We start from the raw sequence: 22,738 nt of genomic DNA, 5'->3' as shown, positions 1-22,738 counted from the left end.
GTGATGGGTGGGATTACTTCCTCACATGATGGTATGGCAGCAACGGCGCGGAAACGTTTTGTGAAAAAGGGCCGCGAAATCCCGGTTGAAGAGTTGTCGGAAAAGATATCAAATGGCTCCCGGCTTCATCTTGCAAAAGGGATTACGCTTCTCGAAAGTATTATTCTAGATGATAAAGTTGCCGGGCAGCAGCTGTTGCTCAATTTGCTTCCTAAAACGGGCAATAGCATCCGGATTGGCATCACCGGAGTTCCAGGTGCAGGGAAAAGCACGTTTATTGAAGCATTCGGCTTAATGCTAGCTAATGCAGGCCACAAAGTTGCCGTGCTCGCTATAGATCCAAGCTCAACTGTAACAGGCGGTAGTATCCTTGGTGATAAAACGCGGATGGAAGAACTTGCAAGGCATCCGAACGCGTTCATTCGCCCCTCCCCGTCGGCAGGTACACTTGGTGGTGTTCACAAAAAATCGCGCGAGACAATGTTACTTTGTGAAGCGGCTGGTTATGACGTTATTTTAATTGAAACGGTCGGAGTCGGGCAAAGTGAAACGGTTGTCCGTGGAATGGTCGATTATTTCATGCTGCTGGTACTAACTGGTGCCGGAGATGAACTGCAAGGGATGAAAAAAGGGATTATGGAACTGGCAGACGGGGTTGTTGTTCACAAAGCTGACGGTGATAATTTAAGGTTGGCGAAGAAGACAGTACGGGAATACCGTCAGCTTCTTCACTTCCTCCAACCTGCATCACCCGGTTGGACTTCGACTGCACTTCCTGTTTCATCAATTAAAAATACAGGTCTTGAAGAGGTTTGGGAAATGATAGTATCATTTAAAGAGACAATGGATGATAGCGGATTCTGGGAAGGGCGCAGGCAATCACAGACGAAAGATTGGTTCCGTTCCATGATTAATGATCGACTTATCGATAGTTTTTTTGCACAACCTGGTAAGAAAGAGGAAGTCGTAAAACTCGAGAAGGGGCTACTTGAGGGAAATCTTACTGTGACGGGCGCAGTCGATCGTTTGTTTGGATAAAGCTACAAGATATAAGAAGGCCGTTTAATGGCATGAGATATTTTCGCTGTTCAAGTGGATGCCAAATAAAACGAATAAACGAACACGATACTATCCTATAAATAAACTACAATTGTATAATAATAAAATAAAGATCAGACATTTACACAAATGTCTGATCTTTTTTGTATATAAATGAATGGTTTGCGTTTATTCTTGCACTTCATACTAAAGTTTCGCTTCACGGTGAAAGTAGAACAATGTATTATCACATAAATCCCTCAACTATTTCATGAATTTTTTCGGGTTTTAAAAGTGTAGAGACAGATTCCTCAGTTTGCTGGGTAAGTGCAGAACCTGCAAGCCCCAATTGACAAGCCCGCAATAGTGATTCTTCGTTCATAAGCCCATATATTGCGCATGAAGAAAATGCATCACTAGCCCCTGTGACATCTACAACTTCAGTTTTGAAAGGGGATAAATGCCCAGATTCTTGTGGTGAAGAATAATAAACTCCATGATCATTAAGCGTGATAATAACTTTTTGTACGCCGCGTAGTCTAATCTTTTCACAGACAGTTTGGCAATCCTCAAACGAAGTGATTTTCAACTCAGCAAGTATTTCTGCTTCTTCCTGATTGAGGAGCAATAGTTCTACTCCTTCAAGTTGAAAAGGAAGTTTTTGCGCCTTGGCTGAAGATATAGGATCAATGTACAAGGGAATATTTTCATCCCTGCAACGTTTAATTAAATAACTTATGCAATCCTTAGAAATATTAGTATCCAAAAAAACGGCTTGTGAGGCCACTATATAGGACCATTTCTCTTCGATCATAGAAATCGTTATTTTTTCGTAGATGTTCATATCGGCCATAGAGACAATCATTTCACCATTAACATCCAATAAAGTGGTATAAGTACCTGTTCGTTCTGTCTGCAATACCCATACTTGACTGACATCTACTCCTTGGCTTTTCGTTTCCCTCAGTATCCAGTTACCTTCCTTGTCGTCTCCCACAGAAGTCATAAGAGAAGTGTTATACCCAAGCCGACTTAAATTTTCGGCAAAGTTTCGTGCCACACCACCACAAACTTCAGTTGTTTCAACAGGATTGGATGAATACAAATGCACTTTTTGATTCGATCGCGCTTTCCGGTCTGTGTTTGCTCCACCGATACACACGATGGAAGATTCCTCTTGGAGAATATAAGCACGCCCTTTGATTTCACCGCGTTTTGTCAGTGTAGCAATATAGTTAGCAACCGCTGAACGTGATAAACCGACTTTATTTGATAGTTCTTGCTGTGAAATAAAAGGGTTTATTCTAATATGATGTAATATTTGATGTTCTTTAGACATTAAAATAACCTCGCTTTTAGTTAGACAATAGTTTACAATGTAAACTATTGTCTGTAATGCTGATTTGAAATAAGGGAAAGTAATTCATGGGTGTTGAGAATCTCGTTCATAACCTGAAAATTACGCATTAAGTATAAAAAGATCCTTTATTTAGGAATTGGTACGCTTGTCCAAATCCATTATAAAGGAAACCTGATACGACAATCATACATCAATCTTATCGTTTGGTAAATGCACTACATCCATATATATACAAAACAATTGGAGGAAATAATACAATGAAAATGTGGTTATACCCTTTGTTAGTAGTTTTAGCAGCTAGTAGTTATGGTTTAGTGTCAACTATCATTAAACTTGCAATACAAGGTGGTTTTTCGGTCTCAGAAGCAATTACAAGCCAATTTTTTATAGGGTTTTGTATAGCGGTATGTATTTTTCTTCTAACAAATAGAGAAAAAATAAGCTTTAAAGGGATTAAAATTCTTATTTTAGCAGGAGTATTAACAGGATTGACGAATATTTTTTATGGTCGCTCTTTAATCTATTTACCTGCTTCTTTAGCGGTGGTACTTCTGTTTCAATTTACGTGGATAGGTATGTTGATTTCTTGTATAGCAAAACGGCAACTCCCAAGTCGAATCGAGTTTATTTCGTTAATCGTTTTGTTTGCAGGAACTATACCAGCTGCAGGTTTGATTGATGTAGATTTATCTCAAATACCTATTCAAGGTTGGTTATGGGGTTTAACTGCAGCTCTTTGTTTTTCTTTATTTTTATTTGTTAATAGCAAGCCAATTAAGAGTATGAATACATCTAACCGATTACTATTGGTTTCCTTTTTTGCTTTTATGACAACAGCTACTTTTCAGTCTCCAGAAATCATTTGGAATGGAACACTGTTTGGTGAGGGACTCTGGGTATATGGTTTGGCATTAGGATTGTTCGGTATGATCATACCGGTTTATTTATTTACCATCGCAGTTCCTAAAGTAGGATTGGGTATGTCGTCAATATTGAGTGCTTTTGAATTGCCGATTGCGGTGTTGGTTTCAGTTATATTATTAAGTGAAATCGTTACTCCACTACAAATAGTAGGTATAGTAATCATTATTATGGGTATCATTTTACCAACAGTCTTAAAAAAGGATAAATTGTAGATTGAAAAAAATTTAAAGCATTTTAAACATAATCGTAAATAGACAAGTCCTCATCCAATTTGATAAAAAGGGTGGGGTATTTTTTTTTAGAGTAGATTTTCAGATGGGTTATTTTAGTTATATATATTCGATTACTGGTTCTGAATCAGGAATAATTACAAGTTCTATTGTTGGTATAATCGTTTAAAAGAGATGATGTATTGAAATGAGTCCTTTTTATTTTAAAAGATAAGTATAAGTTTTTCTAATTGGATAGGTGATAGTTATGTGGCAAAGAGAGTTATGTTGCTGGATCGGCTTCTGTCTGTAACGTCTAGCGGGAGCATTACTCTTTTCTCATCTTGTTGAGACAATAGTGGAAATTAAGCAATTTATTATTGACAATTTATAAAAAAGTCGTATACTAAACATATGTTTACAATATAAACTTTTGTTTCAAGGATGAGGGGGTGTGAAAAAATCGCTAATGAAAATGAGGATTTAATTTTAGGTATGATTAAAGAAAGACCACTTATTTCTCAACACGAATTGTCGGAACTAACAGGTTTACCAAATTCTTCAATTGCTGAAATTATTTCCGGGCTAATCAAGAATGAGCATATTTCCGGGAATGCTTATGTTTTAAATGAGAACTCACCTATTATTTGTATAGGTGGAGCTAATGTAGATAGAAAACTCTATGCAAAGTTTGAGATATCTAATGGAACGTCTAATCCAGTAAAATCTTCTCGAACGATTGGAGGAGTAGCAAGGAATATTGCTGAAAATCTAGGTAGACTGGGTGAGCAAGTTGTATTAATCTCAGCAAGTGGTAACGATTTAGAATGGAAAGAGATTTATGATATGTCTTCTCCATTTATGAATTTAGAGCATGTTACTCAATTTGAAAATGCATCAACAGGTTCCTATACCGCGGTATTGGATAAGAACGGTGATTTATCAATTGCATTAGCAGATATGGATATTTTCGAAGAAATTACTCCTGAATTATTGGAAAAAGACAGCAATATTCTTAAATGCGCTAAATGTATTGTAGTTGATTTGAATTGTCCGGTTGAAACGGTTGAATTTCTTTGTTCTTTCGCGACTGAGCATACTATTCCACTAATTATCATTCCTGTTTCGTCTCCAAAAATGAATCGACTTCCCAAAACACTGGATGCGGTTAGTTGGCTCATCGTAAATAAAGATGAAACAGAAACTTTTATGAATATAAAAATTAATGATGATAAAGATTGGGAAAAATCAGTTGAAAGATGGTTAGAATTAGGAGTTAAAAATGTTATTGTAACTAACGGATCAAAAGGTGTGCTTACAGGTAGTGAAAATGGCGAGATTCGTTATTTCCCAGCTATCGAAGAACCAGTGGTTGTGGATGTTACAGGTGCGGGGGATTCATTTTGTTCGGGAGTTATTTATTCCTGGTTACAAAAGAAAGACTTTGATTACATTATTAAGTCCGGTTTGGTCAATGCCCAAAAAACAATTTTGTCAAAGCATACAGTTAGACAAGAATTATCCCAAAAACAATTTAAACTAGATATGGAGGAAATTTAAAATGAAAAAGTATATTGAATTATCAAAAGAGGTACAACAGGCAAAAGAGGATGGGAAAGCAATTGTGGCATTAGAGTCTACAATTATTTCTCACGGGATGCCTTATCCCCAAAACGTAAAAATGGCTCGAGAGGTTGAACAAATTGTTCGCGATAACGGGGCTGTTCCAGCAACAATTGCTATTATTAATGGGAAAATCAAAATCGGTTTAACAGATGAAGAGTTGGAGTTATTCGGTAAAAGTTCAGATGTTGCTAAAGTGTCAAGACGCGACTTACCACAAATTATTGCTACAAAAAAACTAGGTGCAACAACTGTGGCAACTACAATGATTTGTGCTGAATTAGTGGACATCAAAATCTTTGTAACAGGCGGTATTGGTGGCGTTCATAAAGGTGCAGAAACTACAATGGATGTTTCAGCTGACCTTGAAGAATTAGCTCAGACGGACGTAGCGGTAATTTGTGCAGGAGCTAAATCAATCCTAGATCTAGCGCTTACAATGGAATACCTTGAAACAAAAGGGGTTCCTGTGCTTGGCTATGAAACGGAGTGTCTACCAGCATTCTATACAAGAAATAGTGAATTTAAATTAAACTTCTCTACGGATTCAATTGATGTAATTGCTGATGTATTGAAAACTAAATGGGAATTAAATCTTAAAGGTGGGGTAGTAATTGCTAACCCAATCCCTGAAGAATTTGCTATGGATGAAGACTATATCAATGGAATTATTGACCAAGCAATCAAAGAAGCAGAAGAAAATAATATTATTGGTAAAGATACTACACCGTTCTTACTTGGTAAAATTAAAGAATTAACAGATGGTAAAAGCCTTGATGTAAATATTGAATTAGTAAAACACAATGCTAAAGTAGGAGCTCAAATTGCAGTTAATTTAAACAGCAAAACAAACGAACAATAAAACTATTACTTAAGATAAGCTGATCTTTACTACTATAAATTCACTCATCTAGTTCCTTTTCGTATTTTTACAAAAATATGAAAAGGAACTAGTATTATCAATTAATTGAAAGCGCTAACATAAAAGGGGATGATTTACATGAAATTTCTATTCTTAATAACAGGGATATTACTTGTTTTTTTTATTGCGTTTATATTTAGTAATGATAGAAAAAAGATAAAATATAAACGTATTCTGATTATGTTAGCTGTACAAATCGTTGTAGTTTATTTCATGATGAATACTAGTATTGGTCTTATTGCTATTACCAGTGTTGGTAAGTTTTTTGAGAAACTGTTAGCTATTGCTGATACAGGAATTCAATTTGTATTTGGTGGTATCGTGAATGAAGGTGAAATATCTTTTATATTTGTAGCGTTATTACCTCTAGTATTCTTATCGGTCCTAATAGGTATACTAAACTATATCAAATTATTACCTTACATTATCAAATATCTAGGTTTATTTTTAAGTAAAATAACTGGAATGGGTAAACTTGAAAGCTATTTTGCAGTATCTACTGCAATACTTGGACAACCAGAAGTATTTTTGACAATTATTAGACAAATACCTCATTTATCTTCAAAAAGACTTTATACAATTTGTACATCCGCTATGAGTGCAGTAAGTATGGCAATGGTTGGAGCTTATATGACGATGTTAGAGCCGAAATATGTTGTAACTGCTGTTGTTTTAAATATTTTTAGTGCACTCATAATTGCAAATATTATTAATCCCTATGATTTAGAAAGTGATGATGAATTAATTCAAGTGGATGAAGATGAGAGAGTTCCTTTCTTCCAAATGGTTGGAGATAGCGTAATGGATGGTTTTAAACTCGTAGTTACCGTTGCTGCTATGCTATTAGGGTTTATTGCTTTGATGGAATTAATTAATGTGATTTTTCTCGGCGTATTTCAAGTCTCATTCCAAACAGTTATTGGTTATATCTTTGCACCAATCGCTTTCTTGATGGGTGTGCCATGGGTAGAAGCTGTACAAGCGGGTGGAATTATGGCTACAAAACTTGTTACTAATGAATTTGTTGCAATGTTGAGTTTTGGTGAAATTTCTTCAAATCTTTCTGATAAAACAGTGGCAATTGTATCGGTTTATTTGGTTAGTTTTGCAAACTTTGGAACTGTTGGTATTGTTGCTGGCTCAATCAAATCAATTAGTGAAAAACAAGGTCATTATGTTTCGAAATTTGCTTTAAAACTGTTATTAGGTGCAACACTAGCCTCCGTAATTTCGGCTACTATCATTGGTATTGTTATGTGAGTGTATAAAAGGGAATGCGTTTACAATGATGGCTCCCTATGGTTTTAAAATCCGTGACCTATTGTCATTTCCAAATAGATAGAAGAATGGAAGGAAGAACTCAGCTGTATAATATGGTTGATTTCTTTTTTTTGTATATTATGCTCTTTGCTTTTAAAAGAGGGGATTTAGTATTTAGATTAATGCTTACTCAAAAAGCATAAGTGTCCTAATGAAGGCATTGAAAAAGTACGATATCCTTCAATCCCGTTGATTTCCGTTCCGAGCGGACGCTTTCCGCGGGCTCGGCTTCAGCCTCCTCGTCACTACGTTCCTAGCGGGGTCTTCAGCTCGCGCTGTTCCCGCTGGAGTCGCCGCTCTTCACTACAATCAACTAGTTCCTACTATAAAAAAAGAACTTTTTCATTGGCTTCGGCCTAATAGCTAATCAAAAAGACGACTGCGCATTCAAAATTCGAATGTACAGTCGTCTTTTTTCGAAAGTCATTAAAAACACTGCAACAATCTAACCGTGTTTTTGATCATTAATAATCTCGTCCACAGTGGATTCTACTTCTGTACGTGACATTTTTTCTTTACCATTTTTTAATGTTTTTAAAGTGCTTTTTGCTAAGGCAAGCGGAATTTTACAGAACAACAAAATATTTTTTGTGTCAATCGATTCTATATATTCATCTGCTTTATTCAAATTCGCTGTTGCATAGGCAAACATATCGTTTCTATCCCAACCATCGGGTATAAAACGGACGCCGCGATCAGCATCTTCATCTTGATTGCGTAGCATATTGACAGCTTGCAAGCCTCGGCCATAGCCAATCGCTAAGTCTCGATCCGTTTTCGTGCCGTCATACAACTCCCATATATCAGATAACATAATGCCAACTAAGCCAGCTACATAATATGTATACTCATCTAAATCTTCTTTCGTTTTTACAACCCAGTCTTTTTCTACCCAACGGGCCATACCATCGGCCATAATACTTGTCGACTCTTTAACCTTGTCAATAATACTTTCCGGGCATACGGAAAGCCAATCACCCAGTCTTAACGTAACCTCTGGTAAAAGACTCTCATAGGGCTTTAAAAGTTGTTGATAGGCTACGTCATCAAAATCTGTCTGTAAAAGTTTACTAGTAGAACGCAACAAGTGCTGCTTAGTTTCAGCTTCTAAGTCCTCGTGATCTTCAATTTCATCAATCGCACGCATACATAAATAGGCAGAGCCGACCGTCTTTCTTAATGTCGGATTGAGCAGCTTAATTGGAATATAAAAGGTTCTACTTGTTAGCTTTAGTACATGCATAGCTTCTTTTTGTAATTTAGCTTCATTACTCATTGAGATTATCCCCCTTCAACCTATGGCAGTGTTAGTAGATTAATTAGCATGTTTACGCTTTTTGTTGACTTGTCATTATAACTTTGAACGCAGGCTCAATAACTGAAACTCAAGGTACCTACAGTGTTAACTAGTTAGATGTAAAAATCTGATTTTCAAGGGAACGTTAAATAACAATCCTAGAACTTCCCAAATATACCCCTATTTCTAGGAGCAGCTGAAAATAATAGTTATACTTTCATTTAATCATAATTAGGTGAAAAACGGAAGTCACTAAAGTCACTAAAGCCACTTAATATGAGATAATGGGTGAAAAAGTATTGTGTTGTAGTGATTAATTTAATAACGCGCCAAGCTGTTGCGAGAATATAATATTTGAAAAAGAGGAGTCATCGTTAATAACAGGATTATATGAATTACATTAACCAGTAAGTGACCTGAAAAATCCAATTTTATTTTATCGGAAATTAGGGTTAGAGATAGCATATAAACAAGGGGAATTAGCGCATTTCTGGATTGACACTGGAGAAAGCTGGCTTGGTTAATGGGAAAGTGACAAAGTTGAGGTATCTTATCACCGTTCTATACGACATATCGCATTTCGCGTAGACAAAGAGGATACTATACAAGAACTGGTTGAATGAAAAAGGAATAGCTATTCGTAATGCATTTGGATTTAATGAACAACGTCAACCACTAGTATCCTTATGCACATGCTGCAATCTATTTTGATGATCCAGATGTTAATTCTTTCGAGTTAATCTCTTCAAAGTAAATGCAATTAATAGAGGGGAATACTGTTTTTTGTTGAAGTTTAGGTATGATTAGCTTGGGAGTGCAACCTATGCAAGAATTTATATAACCTATGGTTTGTTGAGGGGGAGAAAAGTAATGATAATTAGAGAAATAAAAACTTCAGATGCAGAAAAGTTTGTCTATCTTACTCAGCAAGTCGAGGGAAGTTCTGAATATATGCTCTGGGAAGCAGGAGAAAGAAATATTCAACCCGAACAACAAGAAAAAATCATTGAGAGTATCGAGGAAAACGAGACTTCTACTATATTTGTTGCTGAAACTGACAATGTGTTAGTGGGGTACTTGATGGCTATTGGCAGTAATGCAAGAAGAAGAAAACACTCTGCCTATATTGTTATTGGAATAGTTGAGAATTATAGAGGACAAGGAGTGGGAAGAAAGTTATTTAAAGAGTTGGAACAATGGGCATCTAACCATAATATACATCGTTTAGAACTGACAGTAGTGGCTAGGAATGAAGCAGGTTTAGCATTATATAAAAAAATAGGATTTGAAATAGAGGGAACAAAAAAACATTCTTTATTTATTGAAGATGAATTTGTTGATGAATTCTATATGGCAAAACTATTATAATGCTCTCCCTTGTGCGGCCAGGCCTAGGTCGTATCATATAGCGGGTGGGATTCCCATCGAGAAAGAACTAGCCATTCACTCGTAGCGAGTCTTGGAGGGCTTCTGGTTACAGTAGCCCTTAAGCGTAGACAGTTAGGTGTTTAACTTGTGTTCAACAATCGGTCCATTTAAAGGAATATATTTATGTGTAATGGAAGACTCAGAAGGGGGACAATAAATGAACATCAAAAATAAGGAAATATATCCTGATTGTCTGTCCATCACAAGAACGGTAGAAGTGGGTGGTCTTACTAAATCGCAACTAATGCAGAAAATGCAACAACATTCTATTTTGATGAATGAATTAGGAGAAAAGCTATTCACAGATGATTATTTTACCACTTCTGCTAAAACGTTCTCTTTAGAGACAGTTGAGCTCACTATACGTGACCTTGGTTTACCGAAGGGAGACACTTTAACCAAAATCTACGAAAGAGCAAATCACCTTGGTTTAGAATTGTGTCCGTTAGAGCTTGGACCTTATCTGAGACTCGGATATCTGGATCAACCTGAAGGCAAATCTTCTCAGCAACACCAAGCCCCTAACGGATCCATCACAGTATCCTCGGAGACACTTAACAATGAAGAAAATTTCCCTAAAGGGTTCTATCTCAGACGCATTAAAGGAGACCTATGGTTGCGTGGATACATTGCTGATGAGCAGCACGTATGGGACCCAGATGATCACTTTGTCTTTGTTAAACAATCGGGTGCGATTGTTTAACATGCGTCTCTTTTTTTTCTTGTTCAACTCCCATAAGAATTATAAAACGCTCAAAAACTATGAAATTGTATAACAAAAGAAACTCTGAAAAAGCTTTTATTAAAAATGGCTGAGCCTTCAGAATGATTATATTGAGATGGTAGGAAATCAGGATTCAACCCCATTCTTCCTGGGATAAAGGCATGGCTGGTGTAATAACCAGAGTGGGGTTAATCTCCCATAAGGGTTACTCGGTGTGAATGCGACATTATGTAATGCACCATGGTTGTTGGGGTCAGATTAACGGATGGGCTCAATGGTACGATAGTAAATCGGCCTTATTCGTCAGACGTAGTATCCAATACCTGTTCTACCCACATATTCATCCTCTCAGGTGTACCGCTGATTTTGCACTACATGTATGGCTAACGGGGCATGGTAGAGAAGTATTTAAATTTAATATTGTAATGGAGGAATGTTTTAATGAACCAAATAATAGGGGGAATTGCTATTGTTACGGGTGTAAGCCGCCTAAAAGGGATTGGAGCGGCTATTTGTAAAGAGCTAGCTGAAGCGGGCTATCATATATTTTTTACCTATTGGACAGACTATGACAAAAAAATGCCTTGGAGTATTGATTTAAATGAGCCAATGATATTAAAAGAAGAATTAATAAAAAAAGGTGTTAAGGTATCAAGTATGGAGTTGGATTTAACTCAATATGATGCACCTGAACAACTTTTAAGTAGAGTTTCTGAACAACTTGGTTATCCCGATATCTTGATAAATAACGCAGCATATTCAACTAATAACGATTTTTCTAATATAACTGGCGAAGAATTAGATAAACATTATATGGTAAATGTTCGTGCGACGACACTATTAAGTAGTAAATTTGCCCAAAAATTTGATAAGAAATCTGGTGGAAGGATAGTCAATATTACTTCAGGTCAATTTCAAGGACCGATGCCTGGTGAATTAGCATATGCAACAACAAAGGGAGCCGTCGATGCTTTAACTATCACATTGTCGGCCGAACTAGCCCCTTTGGGAATAACGGTCAATGCAATAAATCCAGGTCCAACTGATACAGGGTGGATGACAGAGGAGATAAAAAGTGAATTAACACCGATGTTCCCTTTTGGTAGAATTGGTGAACCGAAAGATGTAGCAAAAATGATTAAATTTCTAGTGAGCGACGAAGCAGATTGGATTACAGGTCAGATTATACACTCGGAAGGTGGATTTAAAAGGTAATTAAACTAAAAGCTTTGATTCTAGAACCATATTACTGTATTTAATTTCAATGTATATCAAATTAAGTACTATTCATTAATTGGTGCTTTATTGGAAGATCGTTGAGTTGCAATGCTACTCTTTTTTCTTGTTCAACTAAAGGTCGAGTTTATTTTAATAAGTTATTACTTTTTCATATTAATCTTAATCTTTATCTGAAAAATGTGATGAATGTTAGAGAGGATTCACATTAAATAAATAATTAATGATATCATTGTCGAAAAGATTGAATATTTTATATATAGAGAGAAGGAATTGAATGATTTATGAATTAAGTAATGATTTGAGAAAAAAGTTAATCCCAATGTTCGATGGTATGGATAGCACTATTATTCTTTCATGTCTTCAAGGGCATATGGGAACCGCGTGGGTTGACGATCTTGAAAATCCTACAGTTGCTCAAGTAACAGTGGGGATTTTTGTTTTTTTTGCTGGAAATCCTTATACAAAGATAGCGGAAGAACTTCTATATAATCTGTCGGAGTATAGTCTTGCTATTGTTAATACTGAAGAATGGAAAAATCGTATCGAAACAATACATAAAGGTTCAATAGAGAAGTTTCAACGGTATAAATTTAACAAAAACCCAGAACACCTTGATAAAACCCACATACAGAAATTATTAACTCCATTACCAGAGGGATATGAACTGAAAAAAATAGATGCGACGATAGCAAAAGAACCATCTTTGCATGAGCTATCAGAAGACTTTATAGCTCAGTTTAATTCGATAGATGATTTTATAGACCGAGGTGTAGGTTTTGCTATTTTGAAGGAGGGACAAGTGGTATGTGGAGCAACATCATTTAGCATTTATGATGATGGAATTGAGATTGAAATTGCTACACATCCACAACATAGGAGAAAAGGCTTGGCAATAATAACAGCCTCTGCGTTGATATTAGACTGTCTAGAGAGAGGAATATATCCAAGTTGGGATGGAGCCAATAATGAATCTGTTAAATTAGCTGAAAAACTTGGATACATTTTTAAAGAGTCATATGATACGTACTTTATTGATTATATAAAGTAACCCCGATCATTTTTTATATGGATTTTAAAACCAGAAAATTTAAAGATCCAATTTAGTCCATGGGCTCAATACCATTGTGCAGGATAATACTTAAACTAACTAATGCGTTTCTACAATTAGTAGAGGCGTACTTTTATAGTTGTAGAAGGAGATAAGGTTAGTTCCATTAAAATATAGTAAACCTAATATGGACCCACTAATAGGAAGGAAAGATTCACAGTGAATATTGAGTACACGCGATATCGAGTGAAACAAGATAAAACAGAAAATGTAAATGAGTGATTAGCTTTTTTGAACGAACATCTTGAAGATGTACAGGTTACCCTTGAAGACGAGAAAATGTACATTTTTAAATTCGGCAATTAAGTTGTGGGGCTGTTAATTGCCCAAAGTGTTTATCGTTAAAATTACGACTAATTCAAGCTTGGATAAAATTTTCTTGCAAAACGTTTCGCAAGAATGGGCTCGGTTTACCTACACTGTATAGCTGTAAAAAATGCATAGCCCTGGTGCAGGCTGTGTAAAAAACTCTACGCAGGGTCTCATCACCATATACTAGCTCAGATGCGTCATAAATGATGACAGCGTCGAATTCGATACCTTTGGATAAATACGACGGTATGACAATAACTCCTTTTTCATATTCAATGGAACCGTTCTTCAAGAGCATAATTTCATTAATGTTAGACAGGGCTTCATATGCACTTTAACTATCCTTAGCTGATTTGCATATTATGGCAATACTATTATAGCCAAGATCTCGTAAATCCACGACTTTTGATGCGATGTTGCGGTGGAGTTCTGTGTGATCGAGCAATTGTGTCAGCGCGGGTAGCTCGCCGTCGCGTTCGAAAGGGATAATCCGTTAGCCGTTAGGTACTAGTCTGCGTGTAAATTCGATAATTTGTTTTGTGGATTGGTAGCTGCGTGTGATGTTAATCACTTCCGTTTCAATCTGTCCGTATAAGCTCATAAGTGTGTGAAAATCATCCATTTATCATTAAAAGAAATTGTGCTAAAATTAAATCATCTAAGGATTTTGAAAGCTAATTCAAGAGTAGATATTATGACTAATAACAAAAAAATACTAAGAGGTATACGTCTAAATAAATTTATTTTATTGCGTTACCTGACACTTGAAAGGGGAAAAACATTTGAATCAAGCAGTGTTAATTATTGATGCTCAACAAGAATTAATTGATGGGAATCAAGTAGAAAGTGCAGTTTTTAATAAAGAGCAACTTATTAGGAATATAAATTTTCTGATCGAAAAAGCATGGGAATCTGATGTTCCAGTTGTCTTTGTTAGGGATTTAGATGTTGCTGAAGGTAAAGGTAAAGGGTTTCAAGTTCACGATGAAATTAATGTGCCTACTGATACAAAGTTTTTCGATAAGACTGCAACTAACTCCTTCTATGGGACAGGACTTCTCAATCATTTAAGATTGCAAGAGGTTGAACATATTGTTATTATGGGTTGTAAAACACAACACTGTATAGATAGTGCAGTCAGAACAGCAACTATTAATGGTTTTGATGTTACATTAGTTGGTGATGCCCATTCAACAACAGACAGTGGTTTTTTAAGTGCAGAACAAATAATAAAGCACCATAATGAAACACTTCATGGTCATTACAATGTTGAACACTTTTCAATTGTGAGAAATGCAAAGGAAGACTTGTTTCATCCAAGTCATGATTCATATAGATAATTTAAGAGTGCAATACGGAAATGTTTGCCGGTAATTGAAAATATTGAGATTAATATCCCGATTCCTTGGCATAGTAACTAAGGAATCGGGATATTTTAATGAAAATGAGTTTGAAACAAATTGTAACTTCTAAGTGAATTCAACTAAGTATGTGAATTGGTGCACTTAAACTAATGAGTGCATTACTCGGACAATTATACTGTATCTTTACTTCTTCCAGTAAAGATACAGTATAATTAAATGTGGGATTAGAAGGGGATTTCATTTTATATTAAAACTAGTGCCCAAATAATTATAATAGAAATATATTAAACTTGGATGATAATAAATTCAACTTAAATAGAATAAGTCTTTATTAAGGATAATAATATTGAACGGAGGAAGTAAATTGGAATATGTTTTAGATCATGTTGGAATAGCTGTTAGAAGTATTGATGATGCTCTTCCCTTTTATCTTAATGTGTTAAATGGATTAGTAGAGGACCGTTATACAAGTGATACACCTGGCGTTGAAGTGCACGTTGCTGTTGTCAGAACTAATGATAAAGTAATTGAATTACTCGCACCAACCAACAAGAACTCTCCAATGGCTAGGTTTATAAAGCAACGGGGAAAAGGAGTGCATCATATTGCATATCGAGTTGACGATTTGGACAAAGCAATACTCGAGTCCAGAGAAAATGGAGTTCGTTTTCTAGAGGACACATTACGTACTAACGCACGTGGAAGAAGGCTCATTTATATTAATCCCGCCTCAACTGATGGAACTTTAATTGAACTTTGTAGCTATTCTACGAAAACTTAATTAGTAGAAACAATATCTAATGATTTGTATGTTCCATCTAAAGTGATGGATATTTGGTGGACGAGGAGTATATTTTTGTTAAACAAATAGTATTAGTCGCGGGATTATAGATAGCCACCTAAAATTCCTTCTATTGATGAGCAGATCTTATTTCATAAATATTATTGACACAGAAGTAGGACTATTCAAGATGTGAAATCATGGCTTTTAATCCTGATCAAAGACATTCAAGAATTTTGAGACAAAGGAGATGTAAAATGGACCTATGGATTATAATTAAACAAAGTTATGTATTTATCTCTATTTTTATAATCATAATGCTTCTAAGCTTATTAATAATAGGTTCCATTTGGAAAAAACGTGTCAACATCCCTAAATCGTTAGCTGCACTAACAATAATAATTTTCGGATTATTAATAATCTTTTCGTTATTTTCATTGATTTTTATAATTTCTTTTGGATATAATTCTTAATAAAAAATACTTCAGTAGCTCCCATAACGGATGTGATGTCTACTATTACACGCATGTAGCATTTAAGCTTAAAAGGTCGATTGCTTATCAGGGAAGTCGATCTTTCTGATTTGGTTATCTTGTACTCAAGCATCTTTTTCAATTTTTGCAAACATACTTAATATTTATTACCTAATCTACTGTTTCATAGTCTGGCCTTCTAGCACAACCTCGAAAAATCATTACAAGAATGATTCAACATTCTGATGTCAATCCCCTTTAAGCACTCAAAACCAGTTCCACTAACAGTTCAATAATGATCTTGAACTGTTACATAAGAGTAGTACTTGTAGAAAATTAATTACAATACCTTCTAATAAATAGTCTCTTATCGCCTTTAGATTTATTGGTAAATCTTCGATGTTTTTTTGATTTTTGACGAGAATAGTATATGAACAATCTCGTCCCGCAGCCAACCGATCATATAACGCCGGGACCGATCATACCTCGTAGCCAACCGATCATATAACACTGGGACCAATCATACCCCGTAGCCAACAGATCATATAACACTGGGGTCGATCACATCCCGCAGCAAACCGATCATATAACATTGGGACCAATCATGCCCCACAGCTAACCGATCATATATCACTGGGACCAATCATACCCCGTAGCCAACAGATCATATAACATCCAGGACCAATCATATCCCGCAAATAAGAATAAGAAGAACATTATTGCATACCTGGGTCATTCTAATTGTCAAATAGGTGGGAAAAATAGGTATATTATATTAGTAGCAATCATAAAATAAATTTAATTGTTTAAAATCAACAATAGAAATGGAGGATTGAATAATTTTAATACAAGCTGTGCGCAAAGGGGGGAATTGTTCAGATATTATTTTAATAATGGTTAATTACTCCTGAAACTTCGGTACTGTTTAAAGAAGTGTAGGGATATTTTAATAAAGAGTAAATGAAATGCGGAATTAATTAACAATTAATGGAGTTAGATGTACGATTTAGGGACTACTGATATTAGGAGGGTTATATTGGTTAATTTAAAGAAAATTGGTATTGTATTAAGCTCTTCTGCTTTATCTTTTGGAATGTTTGCGTCTGTTGCCGGTGCTTCAACCACAGTGGGTGGGCAGCCTGGAAAAGTACAAATTCAGGTTGCTTCAACAGAAACAGTTTTCACAAAAGACGATTTAATAAAGAGGTTTAATGAGTTTTTTCCTAATCGGTTTGACTTCTTAACGAAAAGTGATTTTCAAATGGGTGGCAGTCACTTTTATCCTAATGACGATAAGTTACGTTATGATTTAGTGTTCACTAAGACAATTAATGGTAAGCAGTTATATGGTAGTGTTGTATTTGTTGGAGAGGAATTAGAAATTGAGCAATTTTACTATCAACCGTCTAATGAAGCAGAAGCGTTATTTCCCGCAAAGACCTCAAAGGAAGAGGCTAGAAAAATAGCAGTTGATTTTGTTGGGGAATTTATTGATGGAGAGAATTATCAATTAGAAACAGATCCCTTCAACTACTTTCCACAACAAATATTAACAGAACCAATTCGGTACTCATTCTCATTTTCTCGTACTAAAAATCAAATATCCATTTCTGATCAAAGAATAGAAGTATCTGTTCTTGGAAATGGTGAAGTCGTTAATTTTTACAGAGATTCTAAGAAGTTGGACTCATCAACTTATGATGATATAAAACAAATAAAAGATAAAAATGAAACTTTAGAGAAAGTAAAAGGAAATCTTTCAGTCGATTTGCAATATCAAATTAATCATGATTATCAAACGGGTGATCGCAGTGTTCAACTTGTTTACCAACCAACAACAAAGTTGCGTGGAGTTCATGCTTCTTCAGGTAAGTGGTTAACTGCAAACGGGTACTCAGCAGATTTACCTGAGGAGACAAAGATTGTAAAGGTTATAGCTAACCCACTACCGCCAAAACAAGATGGAATGACTTTAGAGGGTGCAAAGAAAATTGCAGAGCAATTCCTTAAAATTAATTCTGAAAAGGTTAAATTAAGTATTCAATCTATCGATGAGATAGAAAACTATAATGGACAGGCAGTAATTAGTATTCAGTACATGTATAATTATGAGAATGGCGGACACGGAACAAGTATGGAAATAAGTAAAAATACCGGAGAAATTATTCAATATAATGATATAACAAGCCAGATTTTAGAGCAAATTGGAGAGAAACCTAAAAAGGACTCACTTTCTAGTAAGGAAGCCCTTGCGCAAGCAGTAAAATATGTGAAAGAATGGGCTCCTTCCTCTCTGCACAACTATGCTATGCCTGTAGAAGAACCCTATTTTGAAGAGAGACTAGGTGCCTATCAATTCAATTTCCCTAGAATTAAGAATGGCATTGTTGTGATAGGTGATCAAATTAATGTTGGCATAGCAGCTGATGGCTCCTTAAATAGCATTAATGTCAATTATCAAGAAGTTGAACAATGGCCAACGATTAATAAAGTGATTTCTGAGGAAGAAGCAATAGTTCTATTGAAAAAGGCACTTAGTCTAAAACTTACCTATATGAAACAAGAGAAAAGTGAAGACGAAAATCATTATGATTTAGTATATTTACCTGTATTTAACGAAAATCCGTTTAGTTATTTAAATGCCAACACGGGAGAATGGAATAGTCTGTTTGGTGAGAAAAATTCATCTGTTATTTCACATCCTTGGGCAGAAGAGGAACTTAATTATCTTATCAATGCTAAAGTCTTAGAGATAAAAGATAGTAAAGATTTTAATGGGGATGCCTCAGTATCAAAAGGAGAAGCACTAAAAGTCATCATGAATTCACTCACTTATATTTATTACGGTGGTTATTATTCTGAAAAAGAAAACAAAAACCAAACTTTTGAGAATATAGACCCGAAACATCCGTTATATCAATCGATTGAACGAGCAGTTGAAATGGGCATTATTAAGCCGGATAGTCAAAGTTTTTCACTTGATTCTCCAATCAAAAGGGATGAATTAGCAGCTTGGTATATACGCGTTCTAGGACTTGAACAAGCAGCTAAAGATAATAGTATTTATAAACTTAGTTTTGCTGATGCAAATAAAGTCCAAACAGAATACATTGGTCATGTTGCCTTGGCGAACTCATTAGGGTTGTTAAAGACAGAACAAAATCAATTTAATCCTGATAGAGAAGCGACATACGCAGAATTGGCAGTTTCAATTATTCGTCTTGCTCACAAAATGACTGAAAAAGGCAGAGGCTTGGGTTATTAAAATATAGCCATCTAGGCCTCGCAATGTGATTTTTTATAACCCCTTTACCATTGGAGTTCTCAAATGGTAAAGGGGTTTAGTTTGTGCTAGAAGTTTACTTGAGTAAATATTCATATAAGTGTAATGAACAATGGGGTAATCCAAGAGTCTTCTCGTTATCAAGGACGAAAAACACAGTTCTGACATGGTTATTTAGAATAACCACGCCAGCGCTGTGTTTTTTATTATGATAGCTAGATCATATTTGATATACTGAACACTAGCGCAAGGAGGCTTTTTAATGAAACAGTATTTAGAATTATGTAAACACGTTCTTGAAACAGGTGAAAAAAAAGAAGATCGCACAGGGACAGGGACAATCAGTGTCTTTGGTTATCAGATGCGCTTCGATTTAAATGAAGGATTTCCCCTTATGACAACGAAAAAAACGGCTTTCCGTCTTATTTCATCTGAATTGTTATGGTTCTTAAAAGGCGATACGAATGTCAAAACGCTTATTGAAGATCGAAATCCTATCTGGGATGAATGGGCTTTTGAACAATGGGTGACAAGTTCCGAATATAGTGGTCCAGATATGAGAGACTTCGGACGTCGCGCTGCAAAAGAACCAGAATTTGCGGCTGTCTATAAAGTTGAAATGGATGCATTCAAAAAACGCGTAGTGGAAGATGAAGAATTTGCTGCGACATACGCAGATCTTGGACCGGTATATGGTAAACAGTGGCGATCATGGTCAAATGGAGAACAATCGATTGATCAAATTGCCAATTTAATTGAAGGCATCAAAAACAATCCCGATTCCCGCAGGCATATTGTTACTGCATGGAACCCTTCTGAAGTCGAAGATATGGCTTTGCCACCGTGTCATGCGTTGTTCCAATTTTATGTAGCAGATGGAAAGCTATCATGCCAGCTTTACCAGCGAAGTGCGGACATCTTCCTTGGCGTACCATTTAATATTGCATCCTATGCACTTCTGGTTCATTTGATTGCACATGAATGCGAACTTGGTGTTGGCGAATTCGTCCATACATTGGGGGATGCTCATATTTACGCGAATCATGTCAATCAAGTGAATGAGCAATTGACTCGGGAACCGCGAACTCTTCCGACATTAAAATTGAATATTGAAGGCAAATCGATTTTTGAATTAGAAACGCAAGACATCGAACTTGAAAATTATGAACCACATCCAAAAATCAAAGCACCAATTGCTGTCTAAAGAAAGGTGGATTTCCATGATTTCACTACTTGTAGCCCATGATCCGAACCGGGTCATTGGTATGAACAACGATTTGCCTTGGCATATTCCAGAGGACCTTGCTTACTTTAAAAAGGTGTCTATGGGAAAAGCGATGGTAATGGGACGTAAAACGTTTGAGTCAATCGGTAGACCTTTACCTGGGCGGCTTAGCATTATCGTTACACGAAATGAAGCATATACAGCTGAGGGTGCTGTTGTCGTACACAATCTAAATGATGCGATTGCAAGAGCAGAAGAGTATGCAGATGAAGTGATGATTATCGGTGGTGCGGAAATATTCCATGCGGCACTAGTAATAGCGGATCGCCTCTACATTACGTATATTCAAAAACAATACGAAGGGGATACTTTTTTTCCTTCATATGGCCCTGAATGGAAGCTCATATCGTCTACGCAAGAACACAGTACAGAAGATGAAATTCCGTATTCATTTCTCATGTACGAAAAGGAATAACTAAAGCGGATGCGACTAGAGGTTTTGCACTGGAGTCAAGACAAATAAAAAACGTCCTCATGTATATAAGAGGACGCAGAAATACATTGAGGCACTGCCCGCAATAACAAACACATGCCAAATTGCATGGTTGTACGGGATCTTTCTCCACGCATAGAAAATCGAACCAAACGTATACAATAGACCGCCTATAACGAGTAGCGCGAATCCAGCGAGTGTTAAATGGGTGTATAATGGTTTGATGGCTATTAGTATAAGCCAGCCCATAACAATGTAAAAGATAAGCGAAACAAATTCAAAACGATGAATGAAAAAAACTTTGAATAGAATACCTGCAATGGCCAGACCCCAGACGATACTGAGCAGTGTCCAGCCTAGTACTCCTTTTACAGTGACAAGGAGAAACGGCGTATAGGTTCCTGCAATCAGAATATAGATGGCTGAGTGATCCAGTATGGAAAACAAGTGTTTGAATTTTATTGGCATGCTATGCAACAGTGTGCTCATAAGGAATAAGAGAAGCATAGAAAAACCGAAAATGGTGTAGCTGACCACATGCATCGCTGTGCCATGCCGAACAGCGTCAAGTACTAAAAACACAAGGGCGGGTATACTGAGAAGTAGTGCGATACCGTGTGTGATCGCATTCCACAACTCTTCTCGTCCATTTTTAAAATCAAATGCAACAGTCATGATTTTAACCTCCTTACCTTTTACTATACTAAAATTTATTGAGAACTGCTACTAATCGAGGGGAGTGCGCATTATGAAAAAAGTCCATATCGTCACGGATTCAACTGCCGATTTAAAAGAAGAGGACATTCTAAAATATGCCCTACATGTTGTTCCACTAACCATCCAAATTGATGGCAAAACGTATATCGATGGTGTAGATATACAACCCGAAGAATTTCTAACTATGATGAGAAGTTCTGAGGAATTGCCTAAAAGCTCCCAACCGGCAGCAGGTGTTTTCAAGGAGTTATATGACAAGCTGGGTGAGGATGGCAGTGAAATCATCTCCATACATATGACTGGTGGCATGAGTGGTACTGTGAAATCTGCCCAGGCAGCCGCTGAAATGACGGATTCCAAAGTTACTGTCATTGATTCGATGTTCATCTCACATGCGTTGATGTTTCAGGTAATGGAAGCGGCGAAATTGGCCGAGCAAGGAAAGTCAGTTACTGAGATCGTTGAACGGTTGAACTCAATCCGTAATAATACAACGCTTTTCGTTGTTGTCGATTCACTTGATAATCTGGTGAAAGGCGGCCGTATCGGAAAAGGGAAAGCAATGATTGGTTCCTTGTTGAATATAAAACCGATTGCGACTTTGCAGGATGGCGTCTATACACCCGTCGCAAAAGCACGCAGTCACAAACAAGTTGTAGCCCATCTATTCAAAGTTTTCAAAGAAGAGACTGCTGGCAAGATTATTCGAGGAGTCGGCATTTCACACGCCAATGGTTTAAAAATGGGTGAACCATTGAAGAAAATGATACAAGACTCGGGCATAAAAGATGTGAAACTTACATTTACTGCTCCAATCATCAGTACGCATACTGGTGAGGGAGCGATAGGTTTTATGTATTACGCAGATTAATAAATGATTCTTTATTGAAGAAAAGGG

General features: G+C 36.2%; 18 protein-coding genes and 1 pseudogene. 15 read left to right on the top strand and 4 right to left on the bottom strand.

The genetic code is table 11. The annotated features are described in order from the left end of the window. Window positions 1–3 precede the first annotated feature (3 nt). Window positions 4–1,038 carry a methylmalonyl Co-A mutase-associated GTPase MeaB gene (gene meaB / locus MKY15_RS20200; protein ID WP_067213959.1) on the top strand — a complete coding sequence of 345 codons (1,035 nt, stop codon included), beginning with the start codon at window positions 4–6 and terminating at the stop codon, window positions 1,036–1,038. Between the two features lie 247 nt (window positions 1,039–1,285). On the opposite strand, the gene MKY15_RS20195 is transcribed toward meaB, so the two are convergent. Next, on the bottom strand, window positions 1,286–2,377 hold the full coding sequence (locus tag MKY15_RS20195) for a carbohydrate kinase (RefSeq protein WP_187044985.1): 1,092 nt from the start codon (window positions 2,375–2,377) through the stop codon (window positions 1,286–1,288). A gap of 284 nt (window positions 2,378–2,661) precedes the next feature. On the opposite strand from MKY15_RS20195, the gene MKY15_RS20190 reads away from it, so the two are divergent. The 4 genes from MKY15_RS20190 (at window position 2,662) to MKY15_RS20175 (ending at window position 7,336) form a co-directional block, all read left to right on the top strand. Next, window positions 2,662–3,534 carry a DMT family transporter gene (locus tag MKY15_RS20190; protein ID WP_187047901.1) on the top strand — a complete coding sequence of 291 codons (873 nt, stop codon included), beginning with the start codon at window positions 2,662–2,664 and terminating at the stop codon, window positions 3,532–3,534. A 441-nt stretch (window positions 3,535–3,975) separates the two neighbouring features. Further along, window positions 3,976–5,091, top strand: a complete 1,116-nt coding sequence (locus MKY15_RS20185; protein ID WP_338656489.1) for a carbohydrate kinase family protein — start codon at window positions 3,976–3,978, stop codon at window positions 5,089–5,091. A gap of 1 nt (window position 5,092) precedes the next feature. Then, window positions 5,093–6,016, top strand: a complete 924-nt coding sequence (locus tag MKY15_RS20180; RefSeq protein ID WP_338656490.1) for a pseudouridine-5'-phosphate glycosidase — start codon at window positions 5,093–5,095, stop codon at window positions 6,014–6,016. Between the two features lie 138 nt (window positions 6,017–6,154). Further along, window positions 6,155–7,336 carry a nucleoside transporter C-terminal domain-containing protein gene (locus MKY15_RS20175; protein ID WP_342538408.1) on the top strand — a complete coding sequence of 394 codons (1,182 nt, stop codon included), beginning with the start codon at window positions 6,155–6,157 and terminating at the stop codon, window positions 7,334–7,336. Between the two features lie 505 nt (window positions 7,337–7,841). On the opposite strand, the gene MKY15_RS20170 is transcribed toward MKY15_RS20175, so the two are convergent. Continuing rightward, window positions 7,842–8,672, bottom strand: coding sequence for a phytoene/squalene synthase family protein (locus MKY15_RS20170; RefSeq protein WP_340764042.1), 831 nt, complete (start codon window positions 8,670–8,672; stop codon window positions 7,842–7,844). Window positions 8,673–9,563: 891 nt separating this feature from the next. Between MKY15_RS20170 and MKY15_RS20165 the strand changes: the two genes are divergently transcribed. The 4 genes from MKY15_RS20165 (at window position 9,564) to MKY15_RS20150 (ending at window position 13,132) form a co-directional block, all read left to right on the top strand. Further along, the gene (locus tag MKY15_RS20165) at window positions 9,564–10,061 is read left to right on the top strand and encodes a GNAT family N-acetyltransferase (RefSeq protein ID WP_342538406.1); all 498 of its coding nucleotides are present in this window, start codon (window positions 9,564–9,566) and stop codon (window positions 10,059–10,061) included. Between the two features lie 217 nt (window positions 10,062–10,278). Beyond that, the gene (locus MKY15_RS20160) at window positions 10,279–10,824 is read left to right on the top strand and encodes a helicase (protein ID WP_342538404.1); all 546 of its coding nucleotides are present in this window, start codon (window positions 10,279–10,281) and stop codon (window positions 10,822–10,824) included. A 462-nt stretch (window positions 10,825–11,286) separates the two neighbouring features. Next, window positions 11,287–12,060: an SDR family oxidoreductase gene (locus MKY15_RS20155; RefSeq protein ID WP_342538403.1), complete on the top strand. Its 774-nt coding sequence runs from the start codon at window positions 11,287–11,289 to the stop codon at window positions 12,058–12,060. 298 nt (window positions 12,061–12,358) lie between these two features. Further along, complete coding sequence (locus tag MKY15_RS20150) at window positions 12,359–13,132, top strand: GNAT family N-acetyltransferase (protein WP_342538402.1); 774 nt, start codon at window positions 12,359–12,361, stop codon at window positions 13,130–13,132. A gap of 418 nt (window positions 13,133–13,550) precedes the next feature. Here MKY15_RS20150 and MKY15_RS20145 read toward each other — a convergent pair. Then, a pseudogene (locus tag MKY15_RS20145) lies at window positions 13,551–14,120 on the bottom strand (ATP-binding domain-containing protein); the annotation flags it as partial. 166 nt (window positions 14,121–14,286) lie between these two features. On the opposite strand from MKY15_RS20145, the gene MKY15_RS20140 reads away from it, so the two are divergent. The 5 genes from MKY15_RS20140 (at window position 14,287) to MKY15_RS20120 (ending at window position 21,105) form a co-directional block, all read left to right on the top strand. Beyond that, on the top strand, window positions 14,287–14,844 hold the full coding sequence (locus tag MKY15_RS20140; RefSeq protein WP_187044974.1) for a cysteine hydrolase family protein: 558 nt from the start codon (window positions 14,287–14,289) through the stop codon (window positions 14,842–14,844). Window positions 14,845–15,232: 388 nt separating this feature from the next. Further along, window positions 15,233–15,649 carry a VOC family protein gene (locus tag MKY15_RS20135; protein ID WP_067209810.1) on the top strand — a complete coding sequence of 139 codons (417 nt, stop codon included), beginning with the start codon at window positions 15,233–15,235 and terminating at the stop codon, window positions 15,647–15,649. A 1,509-nt stretch (window positions 15,650–17,158) separates the two neighbouring features. Next, window positions 17,159–19,387: a YcdB/YcdC domain-containing protein gene (locus tag MKY15_RS20130; RefSeq protein WP_342538401.1), complete on the top strand. Its 2,229-nt coding sequence runs from the start codon at window positions 17,159–17,161 to the stop codon at window positions 19,385–19,387. Between the two features lie 280 nt (window positions 19,388–19,667). Further along, complete coding sequence (locus MKY15_RS20125; RefSeq protein WP_067209777.1) at window positions 19,668–20,609, top strand: thymidylate synthase; 942 nt, start codon at window positions 19,668–19,670, stop codon at window positions 20,607–20,609. A gap of 16 nt (window positions 20,610–20,625) precedes the next feature. Beyond that, a complete protein-coding gene (locus MKY15_RS20120; RefSeq protein ID WP_067209774.1) occupies window positions 20,626–21,105 on the top strand; it encodes a dihydrofolate reductase in 480 nt (159 codons plus the stop codon). A gap of 57 nt (window positions 21,106–21,162) precedes the next feature. Here the strand turns inward: MKY15_RS20120 and MKY15_RS20115 are convergent, their stop codons facing one another. Then, window positions 21,163–21,798 carry a hemolysin III family protein gene (locus MKY15_RS20115; protein ID WP_338656500.1) on the bottom strand — a complete coding sequence of 212 codons (636 nt, stop codon included), beginning with the start codon at window positions 21,796–21,798 and terminating at the stop codon, window positions 21,163–21,165. 73 nt (window positions 21,799–21,871) lie between these two features. On the opposite strand from MKY15_RS20115, the gene MKY15_RS20110 reads away from it, so the two are divergent. Next, window positions 21,872–22,711: a DegV family protein gene (locus tag MKY15_RS20110; protein WP_338656501.1), complete on the top strand. Its 840-nt coding sequence runs from the start codon at window positions 21,872–21,874 to the stop codon at window positions 22,709–22,711. The last annotated feature ends 27 nt before the right edge of the window (window positions 22,712–22,738 follow it).

It is taken from the genome of Sporosarcina sp. FSL K6-1540 (assembly GCF_038620285.1).
GTDB classification, from domain to species: domain Bacteria; phylum Bacillota; class Bacilli; order Bacillales_A; family Planococcaceae; genus Sporosarcina; species Sporosarcina psychrophila.
This window is presented reverse-complemented; position numbering and strand designations above follow the sequence as displayed.